A 16079-nucleotide genomic window follows, 5' to 3' on the forward strand; every position below is an offset into this window, starting at 1 on the left:
ATTTGTTTTTAAAGGAAATTAAAAACGTATTTCTTCATGGCTTTTTGTACTTGTAACGAATAATCCTACATACGTAATTAATCCGTTTAGGACGATTAATTCATTGTCGAAAACGTATCCGGAAAATAGCAGTTTCGAATTTTCATTAATTAAATAGGTTAGGAAAGGAGCAGCAAGGCACATAAGCGGCACCAGTTTGTCATTAACATGTCTGTTTTTTTGGAATAATCCAAAAGCGTATAATCCTAAAAGTGGTCCGTAAGTATATGAAGCAACTTTAAAAATCATTCCCACAACAGAACTGTCGTTAATGGTATTGAAAATAATAATGACAAAGAAAATTAACACCGAAAAGCTAATGTGTACCAAATGTCTTGTTCTAACGGTATTTTTTCGGCTGTTTTCGCTTTTGTCCATACCTAAAAAATCTACGCAGAAAGAAGTTGTTAAAGCTGTTAAAGCCGAATCTGTAGTGGCAAAAGTAGCTGCAATAATTCCCAGTAAAAATACAATGGCAGGAACTACTGCTAAATGATTTAAGGCGATTTCTGGAAAAAGTAAATCGGTTCTTGGTTTACCTGTAATTAAATCGGTTGGAATAGCGATTCCGTTTTTATTTGCATAAATGTACAGAAGAGCTCCAACGCTTAAAAAGAAAATATTAATAACAACGAAGATTCCTGTAAAAGTGAACATGTTTTTTTGTGCTTCGCCAATGTTTTTACAGCTTAGGTTTTTTTGCATTAAATCCTGATCGAGTCCTGTCATGGCAATGGTAACGAACATTCCGCCTAATATTTGTTTTACGAAATGGAATTTGCTTCCGAAGAAATCATCAAAAAAGAATACTTTAGAATAATTACTGTTTTTTACTTCTTCAAATGCGCCGATGGCACTTAAATCCATACGATCGCAGATGAAATAAATGGTAAGGAAAACAGAAGTTACAAGGAAAAATGTCTGCAGAGTATCGGTAATAATAATCGTTTTTAATCCGCCTCTGTACGTATAAGAGAAAATAAGAAGCAGAGAGATTAAAACGGTGAAAGCAAACGGAATATGATAAAAATCGAATACAAAACGCTGCAATACAATTACAACTAAATAAAGTCTGAATGCTGAACTTACGGTTCTGCTGATTAAGAAAATAGAAGCCGCAGTTTTGTAGCTGTAAAGTCCCATTCGCTGTTCGATATAACCGTAAATTGAAGTCAGGTTCATTCTGTAATACAACGGCAGTAATAGTTTTGTAATCACGATAAAACCAAGTGCGTTGCCCAGTACAAACTGAAAATATTTGAATTGTTCACCGCTTGGTGCGCCTACTTCTCCGGGAACTGATATAAATGTTACTCCAGAAAGCGCAGTTCCAATCATTCCAAAAGCAACTAAGTACCATTTTGAATTTTTATTGGCGGTAAAAAAGGCTTCGTTGCCGCTGTCTTTTTTACTTACTCGGTGTGAGATATAGAACAATGTTCCGAAATAAACAATAATCAGGAGAAGGATGGTGCTTGGTGTCATTTTATAGTTTTGGTGGTTTTGGTTTTTTTATAAATATGCAAATAAATGCTGTTTTGCTTTTAATTTGACCTGACGGATTTTTAAAGCTGTCAGGTCGTCGTTAAAAACTCAAAAGATAACAATTCAGCTTTTGATTTGTATAAATCTATAAAAAGATTTTAATGTGTGGTTTTTAGATTTCCATATTTTTGTTTTGAGCCTGTAAAACAGCTCTAACGCTTTTATGTTTGTGCAGTAATTCTTCGGCAAGATCATATTCGATTTCAAGTTCTTCCATAATCATTTTAATGCCTCGTTTCACCAGTTTTTCGTTAGAAAGCTGCATGTCGACCATTTTGTTGCCTTTTACTTTCCCCAGTTTAATCATTACCGAAGTAGAAATCATGTTTAAGGTTAGTTTTTGCGCTGTTCCGGCTTTCATTCGGGTGCTTCCGGTTAAAAATTCAGGGCCTACAATTAATTCAATAGGATAATCAGCTTCCTGCGCAATAAGTCCGTTGCTGATGCAGGAAATACTTCCGGTTTTAATATTGTGTTCTTTGGCTTTTTTTAAAGCGCCTAAAACGTAAGGTGTGTTTCCAGAAGCTGCAATTCCGATAATCATATCCAGACTTGAAATTTCAAATTTGGCTAAATCTTTCCATGCCTGTTCTGTATCGTCTTCGGCATTTTCAACGGCTTTTCTAATCGCTGTATCACCTCCGGCAATGATTCCGATAATCATATCATGCGGCACGCCAAAAGTAGGCGGGCATTCTGATGCGTCTAAAATTCCTATTCGTCCTGAAGTTCCGGCTCCAATATAAAATAAACGGCCGCCCAGCTGCATTTTCTTTACAATAGCTTTAACCAGTTTTTCGATTTTTGGTATCTGTTCTTCAATTATATGAGGAACTTTTTTGTCTTCTGTGTTAATGTTGGTAAGAAGTTCTTTCACGCTCATTTGATCCAAGTCTTTGTACAAAGATTCTTGTTCAGTTTCAGGATTTTTATTTTTCATTTTTCTTTTTTTTTTTGGTTTTAAGCTTCAATTGGTTAGATAGTAAGCTCCGCGGTTTGCATTCATAATCTCTATTTCTGGTAAAAAAAATAGTCGATTTGTGGTTTTTGAATGAATATGTTATTTGTAAATCAGATATTTTGTTCTCATTTTTTTAAAAGCATCTAAATCTTTTTTCCACCCTGCTCTGATGTCTTTTTCAGAAACACCTTTTTCAATTTGCTGCTGGAGTTTTTTGGTTCCGGCAAGTTTGGTAAAAAAAGCATTGAAGAATTTTGTTTTATCGCTTGTATTTTGATAGGCTTTTATAAGCCATTTTAATTCTAATTGAGTGAGTTTAGGATATGATGTTAAATCTTCTCCAAAACATTCTTTTCCGTTGTAAAGCGGATCTTTAGCACCAAAATTTGGTTTTGGTGTAAAGCTGAAATTGGTTTTTGTTAAATACGGCGAACCGTAAATTTGAAACTGCTGTTCAGTGCCTCGTCCCATGCTGACATTTGTTCCTTCAAAAAGACATAAACTGGCGTATAAATTTATAGATTGATCGTTTGGTAAGTTTGGAGATGGTTTTACCAATAAACTGTATGGCATGGTTCTTTTGTAATCAATGCAGGGAATAACAGTTAGTTTGCATTGTGCGCCATTTTTTAACCATTTCTGGCCATTTACCATTTGTGCATATTCGCCAATAGTCATTCCGTGAAGAAGCGGAATTGGATGCATACCCACAAAACTGGTGAATTCTTTTTCTAAAAGCGGGCCGTCGACAATACTTCCGTTAGGATTTGGACGGTCTAAAATTATAAGCGGTACATTGTTTTCTGCACAGGCTTCCATTACATAATGCAGTGAAGAAATATAAGTGTAGAAACGCGCGCCGACATCCTGAAGATCAAAAATCATAATGTCGATTCCTGCCAGCTGTTCAGGTTTTGGTTTTTTATTATCGCCGTATAATGAGATAATAGGTAAACCGGTTTTAGGATCTTTTCCGTCAACAATATGTTCACCTGCATCTGCGGTTCCTCTAAATCCGTGTTCCGGAGCAAAAATAGTTTGTACTGCAATTTTCTTTTCTAATAAAAAATCTACCACGTGGGTTTTGTTAGATAAAATTCCGGTTTGATTGGTTACAATTCCTATTTTTTTATCTTTTAAAAGCGGTAAATATTTTTCGTAATTATCTGCTCCGGTTTTAATTTCCGGTGCATTTGTTTCTGTTGTGTTATTTTTTGTAACTGCTGAAAACGAATTAGAATACGAAGTTGTAAATATGAAAGAAGTTACAATAAGAACACTTTTTGCTATGAATTTTATCATTGTAATTACAGTTAATAGTTAAGCCCATAATGGACTAATAAAATTAGGCATTATTTAATTGCTTTTGATGTTTTTGTGTTTTGCAGCAGGTATTGCAGTTATGGGAATCTGAATTTTCAGATTTGGATTTATTCTCGGTTTTCATCAGCGGGTGATGAAATTTTTTTAAATACTGCCTCTGGTAAATTTTAGGTCCAGAGGCAGTTGTATTATTTGTGGGGCAAATAATTTTATAGATTTCAGATTTTTACCAGCCAGGGTTTTGTTTTAATTCTACACCTTGAGCTTTGTATAAATCGATATCATTAGTAGGGATATTCATTAAGTAATGTTTAGATTCAAAAGTTCTGGTGCTTACCGGATAAATTTTTACATATCCGTTAGCATCAACAACAGTTTGCGATCCAACAGGAGTACCAATTCTTGCTCCAAGATTTACATCCGGGTTTTTGTTTGTGTCTAAATAATCACCTTTTTTCCAACGGTAAATATCGGCTTGTCTTAAAGTTGTCCAGCTCATAAACTCAATTTGACGCTCACGACGAACTTCCCAGATTAATGGATTTACAACACCAGAAAGCTGCTCTAAAGCCGAAGTTCTTCTTGGATCATTAATTTGGATTCCTCCTGCAGAAGCATTTGTTCCATCTGTAGTTAAAGGTGCAATTCCGGCACGAATACGTACTTTGTTAATTGAAATATCAAGGTCGTTATTTGTTGCAGTGCCTAATTCAGCACAAGCTTCGGCATAATTTAAGTATACTTCGCTTAATGTAAATAGTGGCGCATCAGTATAGTTACGTCCTCCTGTTGTAACATCAGGACCTGTTGTTGCAGGGTTGTTGTACAATTCAAATACATATCCTGACATAGAAACTAAAGCGGTTGTTCCAAAAGGTTTTCCTTTGTAACCATAATTAGCCGGATTTACTGTTTTACCAAAACGCGGATCTCTGTTTGCAAATGCTTTAGTAACGGTTTCATCGCCTGTAAACTGAGTATTTCCAGTCTGCTGAATTGGTAATCCGTTTGTAGTTACATAGCTGTCTGCAGCCCATTTTGTTAAACCATACTGAATTGTTGATGTATTTGTATAGTTTTGAAGAGAGTGCATTAATACGTTTGTTAAATAACGTTTTGCCAATATCACTTCGGTATTTCCTAATAATTCAACAGAATTGTATAATCCTTTCCAGTCTGCATTTAATTTGTAAGCCGGATTGTTCATAATTGCCAATGAGGCTGTTTTTGCTTTGTTAAGATAAGTACTTCCGTCCTGACCTAAATGGTATTTTCTGTAAGTTCCTTCGTAAATGCAGGCGTTGCTTAAAGCCGCATAAGCTGTGTATTTGTTTGCAGTAACATTTTTATCCTCAGAAACAAGCATTAAATCTGCTGCTTCCTGAAGTTCTGCAATTACTTTATCCATAATTTCAGCTCTTGGTTTTGCCGGAGCATAAACTTCAGCATCTGCCTGTGCTAAATATTTATCTGTATAAGGAACATCGCCGAATTTTTGAACTAAACGAAAGTAGGTATATGCTCTGAAAAATTTAGCAACACCAATGTAGTGGTTCTTTTTTTCCTGAGGCATCGCTATAGAAGGTACTTTTTCAAGCATCAAATTACAACGGCGGATAAGTGTGTAGTATTCATTCCAAGAATAAACATTTGTAGTAGCCGCAGTAATTGGCATTTGATAAAAAGTAAATGCCGATAAGTTATCGTCTACTCTATAATCACTTCCATGATAATAAAAAAATGAAAGTCCAATTGTGGTTCCGTTTCCGTAACCGTAAAAAGTATCGTAATTAAGCCATGAAAAGGTTTTTACGTTATCTTCTGACTGCCAGAAGTTATCGTTTGTAAATTTATCTGCAGGATCATCTGTAAGATAATCTGAACAGCTGACTGCGGTCATTGATGCTGCAGCAACAGCAAACAAAAGCAGAAATCTTGATTTTATATTTGATTTTTTCATTTTAAGAGTTTTGTAATGTTAGTTATTAGAAAGCAAGCTCAACACCAATAGACCATGTTTTGGTATAAGGATAAGCTCTTCCCCAGAAAACTTCTGTTTCGTCGATTTCAGGATCAACCGGAAGACGTTTATCTGCCCAAGTCACTAAGTTCTCACCTGAAGTGTAAAGTCTAACTTTGTCTAATCTCGCTTTTTTAACCAATTCTTTTGGAAGTGAATATCCAAGGCTGAAGTTTTTAAGACGGAAATAAGACATATCTAATAAATATCTTGTAGACGTAACAAAGTTGTTTGAACCCGAAGTACCTGAACCAAGCGTATTAGCTTCGTTTCCATAGTATGGATTTGGCCAGTAAGCCCCAGTGTTTTCCGGAGTCCAGTAATCTGCCTGATTCTCATACATTTGCTGAGGTGCACGGTAAAAAGGCAGTACAGCATCTGAAGCCGCCCAGTAATCACGTTTACCAACTCCCTGGAAGAAAGCAGAAACATCAAATCCGCGGAATTTCCCACCTAAAGTAATACCGTATTTGTAACGCGGTGTTGTGTTACCAATTTTTTTCAAATCTCCGTGATCATCTGCAGTTCCTGCACCACGGCTTATAACTCCGTCGCCGTCAAGATCTACATAATGAACATCTCCTGCTCCGTATTTAAAGTTACCCACCATTGTTTTAGAGTAATCAACACCATTTACCGTTTTACCGTTATTAGTAATTACGTCATCAGCCTGAAGAAGTCTGTCGGCAGTTAAACCCCAGATTTGTCCAATTTCATAACCATCGTAATAAGGATAAGTTGTAGGTGTAACTAGAGCCAATAATTTAGAACTGTTGTTCCATTTTGTAATTACAGATTTGTAATCAGATAAAGCTACATCAACAAATACAGAAGCTGTTTCGCTTAATTGTTTGTTGAAGTTTAAAGAAAGTTCCCATCCTCTTGTTCTCATGTTTCCAGAGTTAGTCTGGGCCGCGCTTTGTCCAAACGATCCCGGAAGTGTAATACCAGGAGCTAACATTCCTTTTGTGTCACGCTGGTACCAGTCGAAAGAAGCACCAAGCATATCAAATATTTTAATATCGATACCAATATCTTTTGTATAAACTTTTTCCCAAGTTAAAGTTGGATCAACATTCGTTGGTAATCCCATAGATGGAGGTAAAGTGCTTCCGCTGTTTATCCATGAAGGGTTTGTTGAGTTTAATATAGACAAGAAAGCATTGTTTCCTACGTTTTGATTTCCAATTGCTCCAATTGACGCGCGAAGTTTAAGATCGCTTAACCAGCTGCGTGTATTTTCCATGAATTTCTCGTTTACAATTTTATATCCTACAGATGCAGAAGGGAAGAAGCCCCATTGTTCAGTAGTTGGGAATTTTGAAGAACCATCATAACGGGCATTAAGTTCTAAAAGATAGATTCCGTTATAATCATAATTTACACGAGCAAAGAAACCGGCAATTGAATACGTTGTTTCTGTCGGATTTAAATCTTTATTAGCAGATCCTGAAACAAACTGCTCACCAACAGCAAGGTTAAATTCTGGTTTTGATTTATCTAAAAGTGTATTTCTTCTTGCATAATTACGAGAGAAATCCTGCCACTCTGAGTTAAAACCGGCTAAGAATTTAAAGTTGTGGTTTCCTAACTGTTTTTTGTAGTTACCATAAATGTTAACCACATTCGTAGTCGATTCAGATTTTGATTGTGCTACATAATCATTTCCTGCTTCAAGAGTTGCAGGTGTTGCAGTTTGAATTGTAGTAGCATCATAAGGCATTGCAGACCAGCTGTCCCAAGCCAGAAATTTACCACCGTTTTGTTTTCTGTTATAAGATTCATTTACACTGCTTACTTCAGCAATAATATTCAAATCTTTTGTAATATCGGCTGTAAATTTAGCGCTTAACCTATTATTACGTTTAATGTTTTCGTTTCGTGATGCATTAGATAAATATCCTCCTGCAGTACGGAAATTATATCCTCTGTAAGTTCCAAAGTTTGGAAAATACTGACCCCAGCGAAGTGCGTAACCAAAATAACCTCCGTAACTTGTATCATCCGTTCCAGAACCACCGTAGTAGTTAAAAGGCTGATCGTAAGTACTGTTAATTGTCATTACTTTGAAATCACCCGTAAGCCAGTCAGCTAATTTTGTAGTGAAACCCAAGTTAATGTTAGTTCTTTGTCTTTGTTCCTGATTTACTCTTAACATACCTTCCTGGCTTGCAAATGCAACAGAAGCAAAGAATGAACTTTTTTCTCCTAAATTACCTTGTGCAGATAAGTTATGAGTGGTTTGCAGCGCATTGCTTGCATATAATTCTTTGTTTGCATCCCAAACTCTGTAAAAGTAAGGAGTACCATTTTTAATTTCCCAGTCTTCACCATAAACCATTTCATTGCTGGTACGATTATTTGCATACTTTTCTTTCCAGTTTTTAATACCCGCAAGCAGAGTATTGTAGTTGGCACCAAAAATTTCCGGCACAGCACCATCTGTACGTGTTCCTGCGGCAACTAATCCGGGAATTTCTTGTGTTGGATCCAAAAATTTTAAAGTGGAAATAGGATTCGTAAAAGCCGTATTGGCAGTATAAGAAAATCTCACTTTTCCTTCGCCTGTTTTTCCTCCTTTAGTCGTAATAAGCACTACCCCAAAAGCCGCACGGGCACCATAAATAGAAGCCGAAGCCGCATCTTTAAGTACAGACATCGTAGCGATATCATTTGGGTTAATAAGAGATAAATCGGTTGGAACACCGTCTACTAATATTAAAGGAGCGTCAGAACCATTAATTGTACCAGCCCCGCGAATATTAATAGTTGCGGCACGGTTAATATTTCCTGAGTTAAAACTAACATTTACTCCCGGTGTAGTTCCCTGTAAAGCCTTACTTACGTCAGTAAGAGGTCGGCTTCCAATTGTTTTAGCTACGTCGATTGAGGCAACAGCTCCGGTTAAATTTGTTTTCTTTTGAGAAGAGAATCCCACTACTACAACTTCATCTAGTTTTGAAGTGCTTTCAGAAAGATTCACATTAATTTTTGCCTGTCCTTCAACTTTTACTACAGAAGTTTCAAAACCCATATAGCTAAAGGCAAGACTTCTGCCTTGAGCAACGCTGATGCTGAAGTTTCCATCAAAATCGGTGGTTGTGCCATTTGATGTACCCTGAATCAGGACAGTAACTCCAGGAATAGGAATACCGTCTGCTTTGTTTTTTACAGTTCCAGTGATTGTTTTTGTTTGCCCAAATGTTGCTTGAATGAACAAAACCAACAATGAAATAAGGAATAATTTTTTCATGATTATTTGGTTTTTTTAATGGTTGTTGAGCAAATATATTTATTTATTGCATACAAATGCAGTTTTATGTAAATTATTTTAAAATTTAACTTAAATAACGCAAAATAACGCATTTTTTATATGTTAATTTTTTCTGCTTTTATTTTTTATCGTTAAAAACGCAAACTATTGCAGTTTCTTACAAATGACCTGCTTTCAATAGAATTATTTGATATATTTGTGCTGAATTTTAACTTTTTAAAAATGCTGAAAGCCGAAAGACATAAATATATAATGACTAAGCTTGCTGAAGAACAGAAAGTTGTCACAACTGATTTGGCTTTGGCTCTGGACTTGTCTGAAGACACAATTAGAAGAGATTTAAACGAACTCGACAGCAAGAAGCTGTTGGAGAAGGTGTACGGCGGTGCGGTAGAAGTTAAAGAGAAATCAGCTGATGTTTTTGATATACATATTTCAGGCGAAGAAGAAAAAAAACAAATTGTAACCAAAGCATTGTCATTACTGCATGACGATCAGGTTATTATAATGAGCGGCGGAAGCACTAATTTGGTTTTTGCAAAACTTATTCCTTCAGATTTAAAAGCTACCATATATACATATAGTCTTCCAATTGCTATGCAGCTGTCTCAGCATCCTAATATTGATTTGATTTTTATTGGAGGCAAGATGCAAAAAAACGCAATGGTAACAATTGGTATGGATGTGATTCAGGTTGTATCTAAAATTAAAGCCGATATTTGTTTTATTGGAGCCAGCAGTATTAATATAAAACAAGGTTTAACAGAGGTTGGGTATGAAATCTCAATTGTTAAAAAAGCAATGATAGAGGCGTCTGACAAGGTTGTGTCGATGTTTTCGTCAAATAAATTAAATACCAAAATGCCGCATGTTGTTTGTGATTTAAAACAATTAGATACTATTGTTACTAATTTAGATCCGGAAGATGAAAGGCTTGAAGAATATAAAAAAGCAGGCGTTTTTATATTATAGTACATAAGCCTGATTAATGAATTTTGCGTTTTTTTGCGTTATTTAAATTTATTTTTGTTAAATAACGCAAAATAATGTAATTGTTGTGTTTTTTGTATATATATTTGTTAAAACTAATTTTAACTACACGATATATTATGAAAACCACTACTTCTTTGGCTTACGACATTCCGGGAAAATTTGAAGAAACACGATTTGAAAAAAATCATAATGTAATCTTTGAGAATTCTGCCGAAGCTTCAAAAAATGTCGCTCAAGAAATAGCTGAATTAATACTTTCAAAACAAGCAGCAAACGAATCTTGTGTTCTGGGTTTGGCAACAGGCTCGTCTCCTATAAAAGTTTACGAAGAATTAGTGAGAATGCACAAAGAAGAAGGACTGAGCTTTAGCAATGTAATCACTTTTAATCTGGATGAATATTATCCAATGAATAAAGAGAACCGCCAAAGCTATCATTACTTTATGCATCAGCATCTTTTTAATCATATCGATATTAAACCGGAAAATGTAAATATTCCCGACGGAACAATTGCTTTAGACGGTTTAAACCAATATTGCATTGATTACGAAATGAAAATAAAACAAGCGGGCGGACTTGATTTTCAATTACTAGGAATTGGACGTACGGGACACGTTGGTTTCAATGAGCCGGGATCGCACATTAACTCAGGAACCAGAATCATTACTTTAGATCACATTACAAGAGTTGACGCTTCATCTGACTTTAATGGAATTGACAATGTTCCTAAAAGAGCCATAACCATGGGAGTTTCAACCATCATGAGATCAAAAAGAATTGTATTGATGGCCTGGGGACAAAACAAAGCTTCTATTATTAAGAGAACTATACAAGGCGAAATAAGTTCTGATGTTCCTGCAACTTTTTTACAAAATCATCCCAACGCTACTTTCGTTCTGGACCAGTCTGCAGCATCAGAATTAACACGATTTAAAACACCCTGGCTGGTTGGAGAATGCATCTGGACAGAAGAATTAAAAAGTAAAGCCATTGTTTGGCTTTGTAAAAAAACAAAACAATCTATTTTAAAATTAACTGATAGAGATTATAATAATAATGGTATGTCAGATCTTTTAGCGCAGGAAGGTTCTGCCTATGATTTGAATATCAATATGTTTAATATCTTACAGCACACCATAACAGGATGGCCGGGCGGAAAACCCAATACAGATGATTCGCATCGTCCGGAAAGAGCCAATCCTGCAAAAAAACGAGTAATCCTTTTCAGTCCGCATCCTGATGATGACGTGATTTCAATGGGAGGAACTTTTTCAAAACTGATAAAACAAGGCCACGATGTACATGTTGTATATCAAACCTCCGGAAATATTGCCGTAACTGATGATGAGGCATTGAAATTTGCAGAAGTATGCAACGATTTTGTTGGTGCAGATCTTCCAAAAGACATCAATTTCAAATCAGTAATTGAGTTTTTGAACAACAAATCAGAAAATCAGATTGATTCACTTGAAGTCCGCAAATTAAAAGGACTTATTAGAAGAAGAGAATCGTATGCAGCAACAAGATACATCGGCTTAAAAGATGAAAACACGCACTTTTTAGATCTTCCGTTTTATGAAACCGGACAGGTAAAAAAGAACCCGCTTGGAGCCGAAGATATTGCCATTGTAAAAGAAATCATTGCCAGAATCAAACCGCATCAGGTATTTGCTGCAGGAGATTTAGCCGATCCGCACGGCACGCATGAAGTCTGCCTGAATGCTATTTTCGCTGCGATGAAAGAACTGAAACCCGAGAAATACATGGACGACTGCTGGTTATGGCTTTACAGAGGTGCATGGCACGAATGGGATATTCACGAAATCGACATGGCAGTGCCGCTTTCTCCATCAGAAGTATTGTTGAAACGCCATGCTATTTTATATCACCAGTCTCAAAAAGACCGCGTAATGTTTCAGGGCAATGATTCAAGAGAATTCTGGGTTAGGGCAGAAGACCGAAATAAAAATACAGCAGTTCTATACGATGAATTAGGACTGGCAGAATATGAAGCTATCGAAGCTTTTAAACGATTTGATTATTAATAAGGCTGTACGTTTTACGAATCTGACGGAGTTCTAAAACTCCTTCAGGTTTAAAATCAAAATCTCAAATTAACTACCCAAGCAATTACCAAATAAATGCCTGATTCTCTTCAATTACAACAATTATCTGATTCTTTAGAAGGAACACTTTTTTATGATGAACTTCATAAAAAACTGTATGCTACAGATGCTTCTGCTTACAGAATTATTCCCAAAGCAGTGGCAGTTCCTAAAACCGAAGAAGATATTGTAAAAATCATTCGCTTTGCTTCCAAAAATAATATTTCAATAACACCCAGAACAGCAGGAACTTCGCTGGCAGGACAAACCGTAGGAAACGGAATTATTGTAGATGTTTCTAAACATTTTACCAAAATCGTTTCGTTTGATGCGCAAAAGAAAACCGTAACGGTACAGCCGGGCGTAATTCGCGATGAATTGAATTTATTTTTAAAACCGCATGGCTTATTTTTCAGCCCGACTACTTCGACTACAAACAGATGTATGATTGGCGGTATGGTTGGGAATAACTCATCTGGAACAACATCAATACGTTACGGAGTTACGCGCGATAAAATTGTCGAGATAAAAGCCGTTTTAAGCGACGGAAGCACTGCTGTATTTAAAGATTTAACTTCGGCAGAATTTCTGGAAAAAATAAAAGGCGATTCTCTTGAAAGTAAAATCTACAAAACGATTTACGAGGAACTTTCCAATAAAGAAAATCAGGAAGAAATTATAAGAGAATTTCCAAAACCTGAAATTCACAGACGAAATACAGGTTATGCGATTGATGCATTACTGAAATCAGAACTTTTTTCGGGAACAGAAAATACCATCAATTTAGGAAAACTGCTTTGCGGAAGCGAAGGAACTCTGGCTTTTACTACAGAAATAACGTTAAAAGTTGATGATCTGCCGCCAACCAATAGTATTATGGTTGTAGCGCATTTTCATACCATTCACGAAAGTCTGGAAGCGGTCGTTACAGCTATGAAACATCATTTGTACACTTGCGAAATGATGGACGATACGATTCTGGATTGTACCAAAACCAACAGAGAACAGGCAAAAAACAGGTTTTTTATTGTGGGCGAACCCAAAGCTGTAATTATGCTCGAAGTGGGATCGCATATAAGTATGGAAGATGCAGAGCAACAGGCCGATGCTTTGATTAAGGATCTTCAGGATCATAATTTTGGTTACGCACTGCCAAAAATTTACGGAACCGATATTGATAAAGTAAACGAAGTTCGAAAAGCGGGATTAGGTCTTTTAGGAAGTATTGTGGGCGATGATAAAGCGGCTGATTCTATAGAAGATACAGCGGTAGAATTAAGTGATCTTCCTAATTATATTGCCGATTTTGCTGCCATGATGGAAAGCCACGGACAAAGTGCCATTTATTATGCACACGCCGGAGCAGGAGAACTGCATTTGCGTCCTAAAATTAATTTAAAAACAAAAGAAGGTTTACACCAGTTTAGAAATATATCTACAGAAGTAGCTCATTTGGTAAAAAAATACAGAGGTTCGTTAAGCGGTGAACACGGCGACGGAATTCTGCGCGGCGAGTTTCTGCCTTTTATGATTGGCGATAAAAACTATGAACTGCTCAAACGAATAAAAAAAGCATTTGACCCTAATACAATTTTGAATGTTGGGAAAATAGTAAATGCTTCTAAAATGGATGAAAATCTTCGTTTTGAAGCCGGAAGAACAGAACCGGAAATCAAAACAATTCAGGATTTCTCAGACAGTTTAGGAATTTTGCGTGCTGCAGAAAAATGCAACGGTTCTGGCGACTGTAGAAAATTACCGTCGGCGGGGGGAACTTTGTGTCCGAGTTACCGCGCCACCAGAAATGAAAAAGATACAACACGCGCCAGAGCCAATGCGCTTAGAGAATATTTAACCCATTCTGAAAAAGAAAACAAATTCGATCATAAAGAACTTTACAAAGTATTTGAATTGTGCGTAAGCTGTAAAGCCTGCGCCAGCGAATGCCCAAGCAATGTAGATGTAGCCACTTTAAAAGCAGAATTTTTATACCAATATCAAAAAGCAAATGGTTTTTCTGTGCGCAATAAAATCTTTGCTTTCAATTCAAAACTCAATAAGTTTGGAAGCATTGCACCATCAATAACTAATTTTGCAGCAAATCTGTCTTTGGTTAAAAAAAGCATGGGAATTGCTCCAAAAAGACAAGTACCGTTATTGGCGCCAAAAACCTTTAGAAAATGGTACGAAAAAAATAAAAAATCAGCAGAAACCAATTCATTTAAAAACGGAAAACTGTATTTGTTTTGTGATGAATTTACCAATTATTATGATGTTTCTGTTGGTATCGACGCCTATGAACTTTTGACTGCTTTAGGTTATGAAGTAATTGTTATTGAACATGAAGAAAGTGGAAGAGCATTTCTGTCAAAAGGTTTTCTGGAAGAAGCACAGCAAATTGCCAATAAAAATGTTGCCGTTTTTAAAGATTTAATTTCTGCAGAAGTTCCTTTAATTGGATTGGAACCTTCGGCGATATTAACTTTTAGAGACGAATATATCCGATTGGCATCAGATAAAGAAAGTGCCGAAAAACTTTCAAAAAATACATTTACAGTTGAAGAATTTTTTAAAACAGAAATCACAGCTGGAAAAATTCACGAAGGACAGTTTTCTGATATCGGAAAAACAATTAAAATTCACGGACACTGCCATCAAAAATCATTGAGTACCGTTGAAGCTTCTTTTGCGATGCTCAATATTCCAAAAAATAATACCGTTACTATTTATAATTCAGGATGCTGCGGTATGGCGGGTTCGTTTGGTTATGAAAAAGAGCATTACGAAATCAGTATGCAGATGGGAGAAGATACCTTGTTTCCAAAAATCAGAGCTACAGATGCCGGAACATCAATTGCAGCGGCGGGAACAAGCTGTCGTCATCAAATTTTTGACGGAACAAACAGAAAAGCGATGCATCCGGTTACGACTTTAAGAGATTGTTTGAAATAAGTTTCTCAAATTTGACTTTCTAACCGCTTAAAAAAAGATTTTATGAAAAACGCAATTTGTATTTTACTTCTGTCATTCACTTTTTTCTCTGCAAAAGCAGCTAAAATTGATACCATTCAGGTTTTTAGTTCTTCTATGAATAAGAATATTAAAACCTGTGTAATCGTTCCTGATAATTATAAAAAAAGCAAAAACAGATTTCCGGTTGTTTACATGCTTCATGGTTACAGCGGTAATTATGCATCATGGGCAAAAGATTTTAAAGAAGTTGGGAAACAAGTCGATCAATATGGTTTTATAGCAATTGGTGTAGACGGAAATTTTTCGAGCTGGTATTTCGACAGCCCAATCGATCCTTCTTTTAAATATGAAACGTATGTAGTTAACGAGTTGGTTCCTTTTATTGATAAAAATTACAAAACAAATTCAAGTAAAGAAGCCAGAGCTATAACGGGTTTGAGCATGGGCGGACATGGCGCTTTATACTTGTCGTTTAAACATCAGGATGTTTTTGGCGCAGCAGGAAGTATGAGCGGCGGAGTTGATTTTCGTCCGTTTCCGGAAAACTGGGATATCAAAAAACGTCTGGGTTCCATAACAGATTATCCGGAAAACTGGAATAAATATACCGTTACCAATATGCTTGATCTTGTAAAAGACAATCATTTAAAACTGATAATAGATTGCGGCGTTGATGATTTTTTTATGGAAGTAAACCGAGAACTTCATCAAAAAATGCTGGCACTAAAAATAAACCACGATTATATCGAACGTCCGGGAAAACATAATATGGAATATTGGGAAAATTCATTAAAGTTTCAATTACTGTTCTTTAATAATTTCTTCAGGGAAAATATAAAATAATAA

9 protein-coding genes are annotated in these 16079 nt (G+C 36.0%); 4 read left to right on the top strand and 5 right to left on the bottom strand.

Features of this window, described 5'->3' with window-relative positions; genetic code table 11:
- Positions 1–18: 18 nt before the first annotated feature.
- From ABD859_RS17430 to ABD859_RS17450, 5 genes are all read right to left on the bottom strand, one after another.
- Positions 19–1524 carry a sodium:solute symporter gene (locus ABD859_RS17430; protein WP_345145866.1) on the bottom strand — a complete coding sequence of 502 codons (1506 nt, stop codon included), beginning with the start codon at positions 1522–1524 and terminating at the stop codon, positions 19–21.
- 172 nt (positions 1525–1696) lie between these two features.
- Positions 1697–2524, bottom strand: coding sequence for an N-acetylmuramic acid 6-phosphate etherase (gene murQ / locus ABD859_RS17435; RefSeq protein ID WP_345145867.1), 828 nt, complete (start codon positions 2522–2524; stop codon positions 1697–1699).
- 120 nt (positions 2525–2644) lie between these two features.
- Positions 2645–3847: an exo-beta-N-acetylmuramidase NamZ family protein gene (locus ABD859_RS17440; protein ID WP_345145868.1), complete on the bottom strand. Its 1203-nt coding sequence runs from the start codon at positions 3845–3847 to the stop codon at positions 2645–2647.
- A 247-nt stretch (positions 3848–4094) separates the two neighbouring features.
- Positions 4095–5828, bottom strand: coding sequence for a RagB/SusD family nutrient uptake outer membrane protein (locus ABD859_RS17445; RefSeq protein WP_345145869.1), 1734 nt, complete (start codon positions 5826–5828; stop codon positions 4095–4097).
- A 25-nt stretch (positions 5829–5853) separates the two neighbouring features.
- On the bottom strand, positions 5854–9141 hold the full coding sequence (locus ABD859_RS17450; protein ID WP_345145870.1) for a SusC/RagA family TonB-linked outer membrane protein: 3288 nt from the start codon (positions 9139–9141) through the stop codon (positions 5854–5856).
- A gap of 243 nt (positions 9142–9384) precedes the next feature.
- Between ABD859_RS17450 and ABD859_RS17455 the strand changes: the two genes are divergently transcribed.
- The 4 genes from ABD859_RS17455 (at position 9385) to ABD859_RS17470 (ending at position 16076) form a co-directional block, all read left to right on the top strand.
- Entirely contained in the window at positions 9385–10134 is a 750-nt protein-coding gene (locus ABD859_RS17455) for a DeoR/GlpR family DNA-binding transcription regulator (protein WP_345145871.1), read from the top strand.
- 137 nt (positions 10135–10271) lie between these two features.
- The gene (gene nagB / locus ABD859_RS17460; RefSeq protein ID WP_345145872.1) at positions 10272–12200 is read left to right on the top strand and encodes a glucosamine-6-phosphate deaminase; all 1929 of its coding nucleotides are present in this window, start codon (positions 10272–10274) and stop codon (positions 12198–12200) included.
- A gap of 96 nt (positions 12201–12296) precedes the next feature.
- Positions 12297–15212, top strand: a complete 2916-nt coding sequence (locus tag ABD859_RS17465; RefSeq protein ID WP_345145873.1) for an FAD-binding and (Fe-S)-binding domain-containing protein — start codon at positions 12297–12299, stop codon at positions 15210–15212.
- 42 nt (positions 15213–15254) lie between these two features.
- Positions 15255–16076 (top strand): alpha/beta hydrolase, encoded by an 822-nt coding sequence (locus tag ABD859_RS17470; RefSeq protein WP_345145874.1) that lies wholly within the window; start codon positions 15255–15257, stop codon positions 16074–16076.
- The last annotated feature ends 3 nt before the right edge of the window (positions 16077–16079 follow it).

The sequence above is a fragment of the Flavobacterium ginsengiterrae genome (assembly GCF_039539785.1).
Taxonomy (GTDB): Bacteria; Bacteroidota; Bacteroidia; order Flavobacteriales; family Flavobacteriaceae; genus Flavobacterium; species Flavobacterium ginsengiterrae.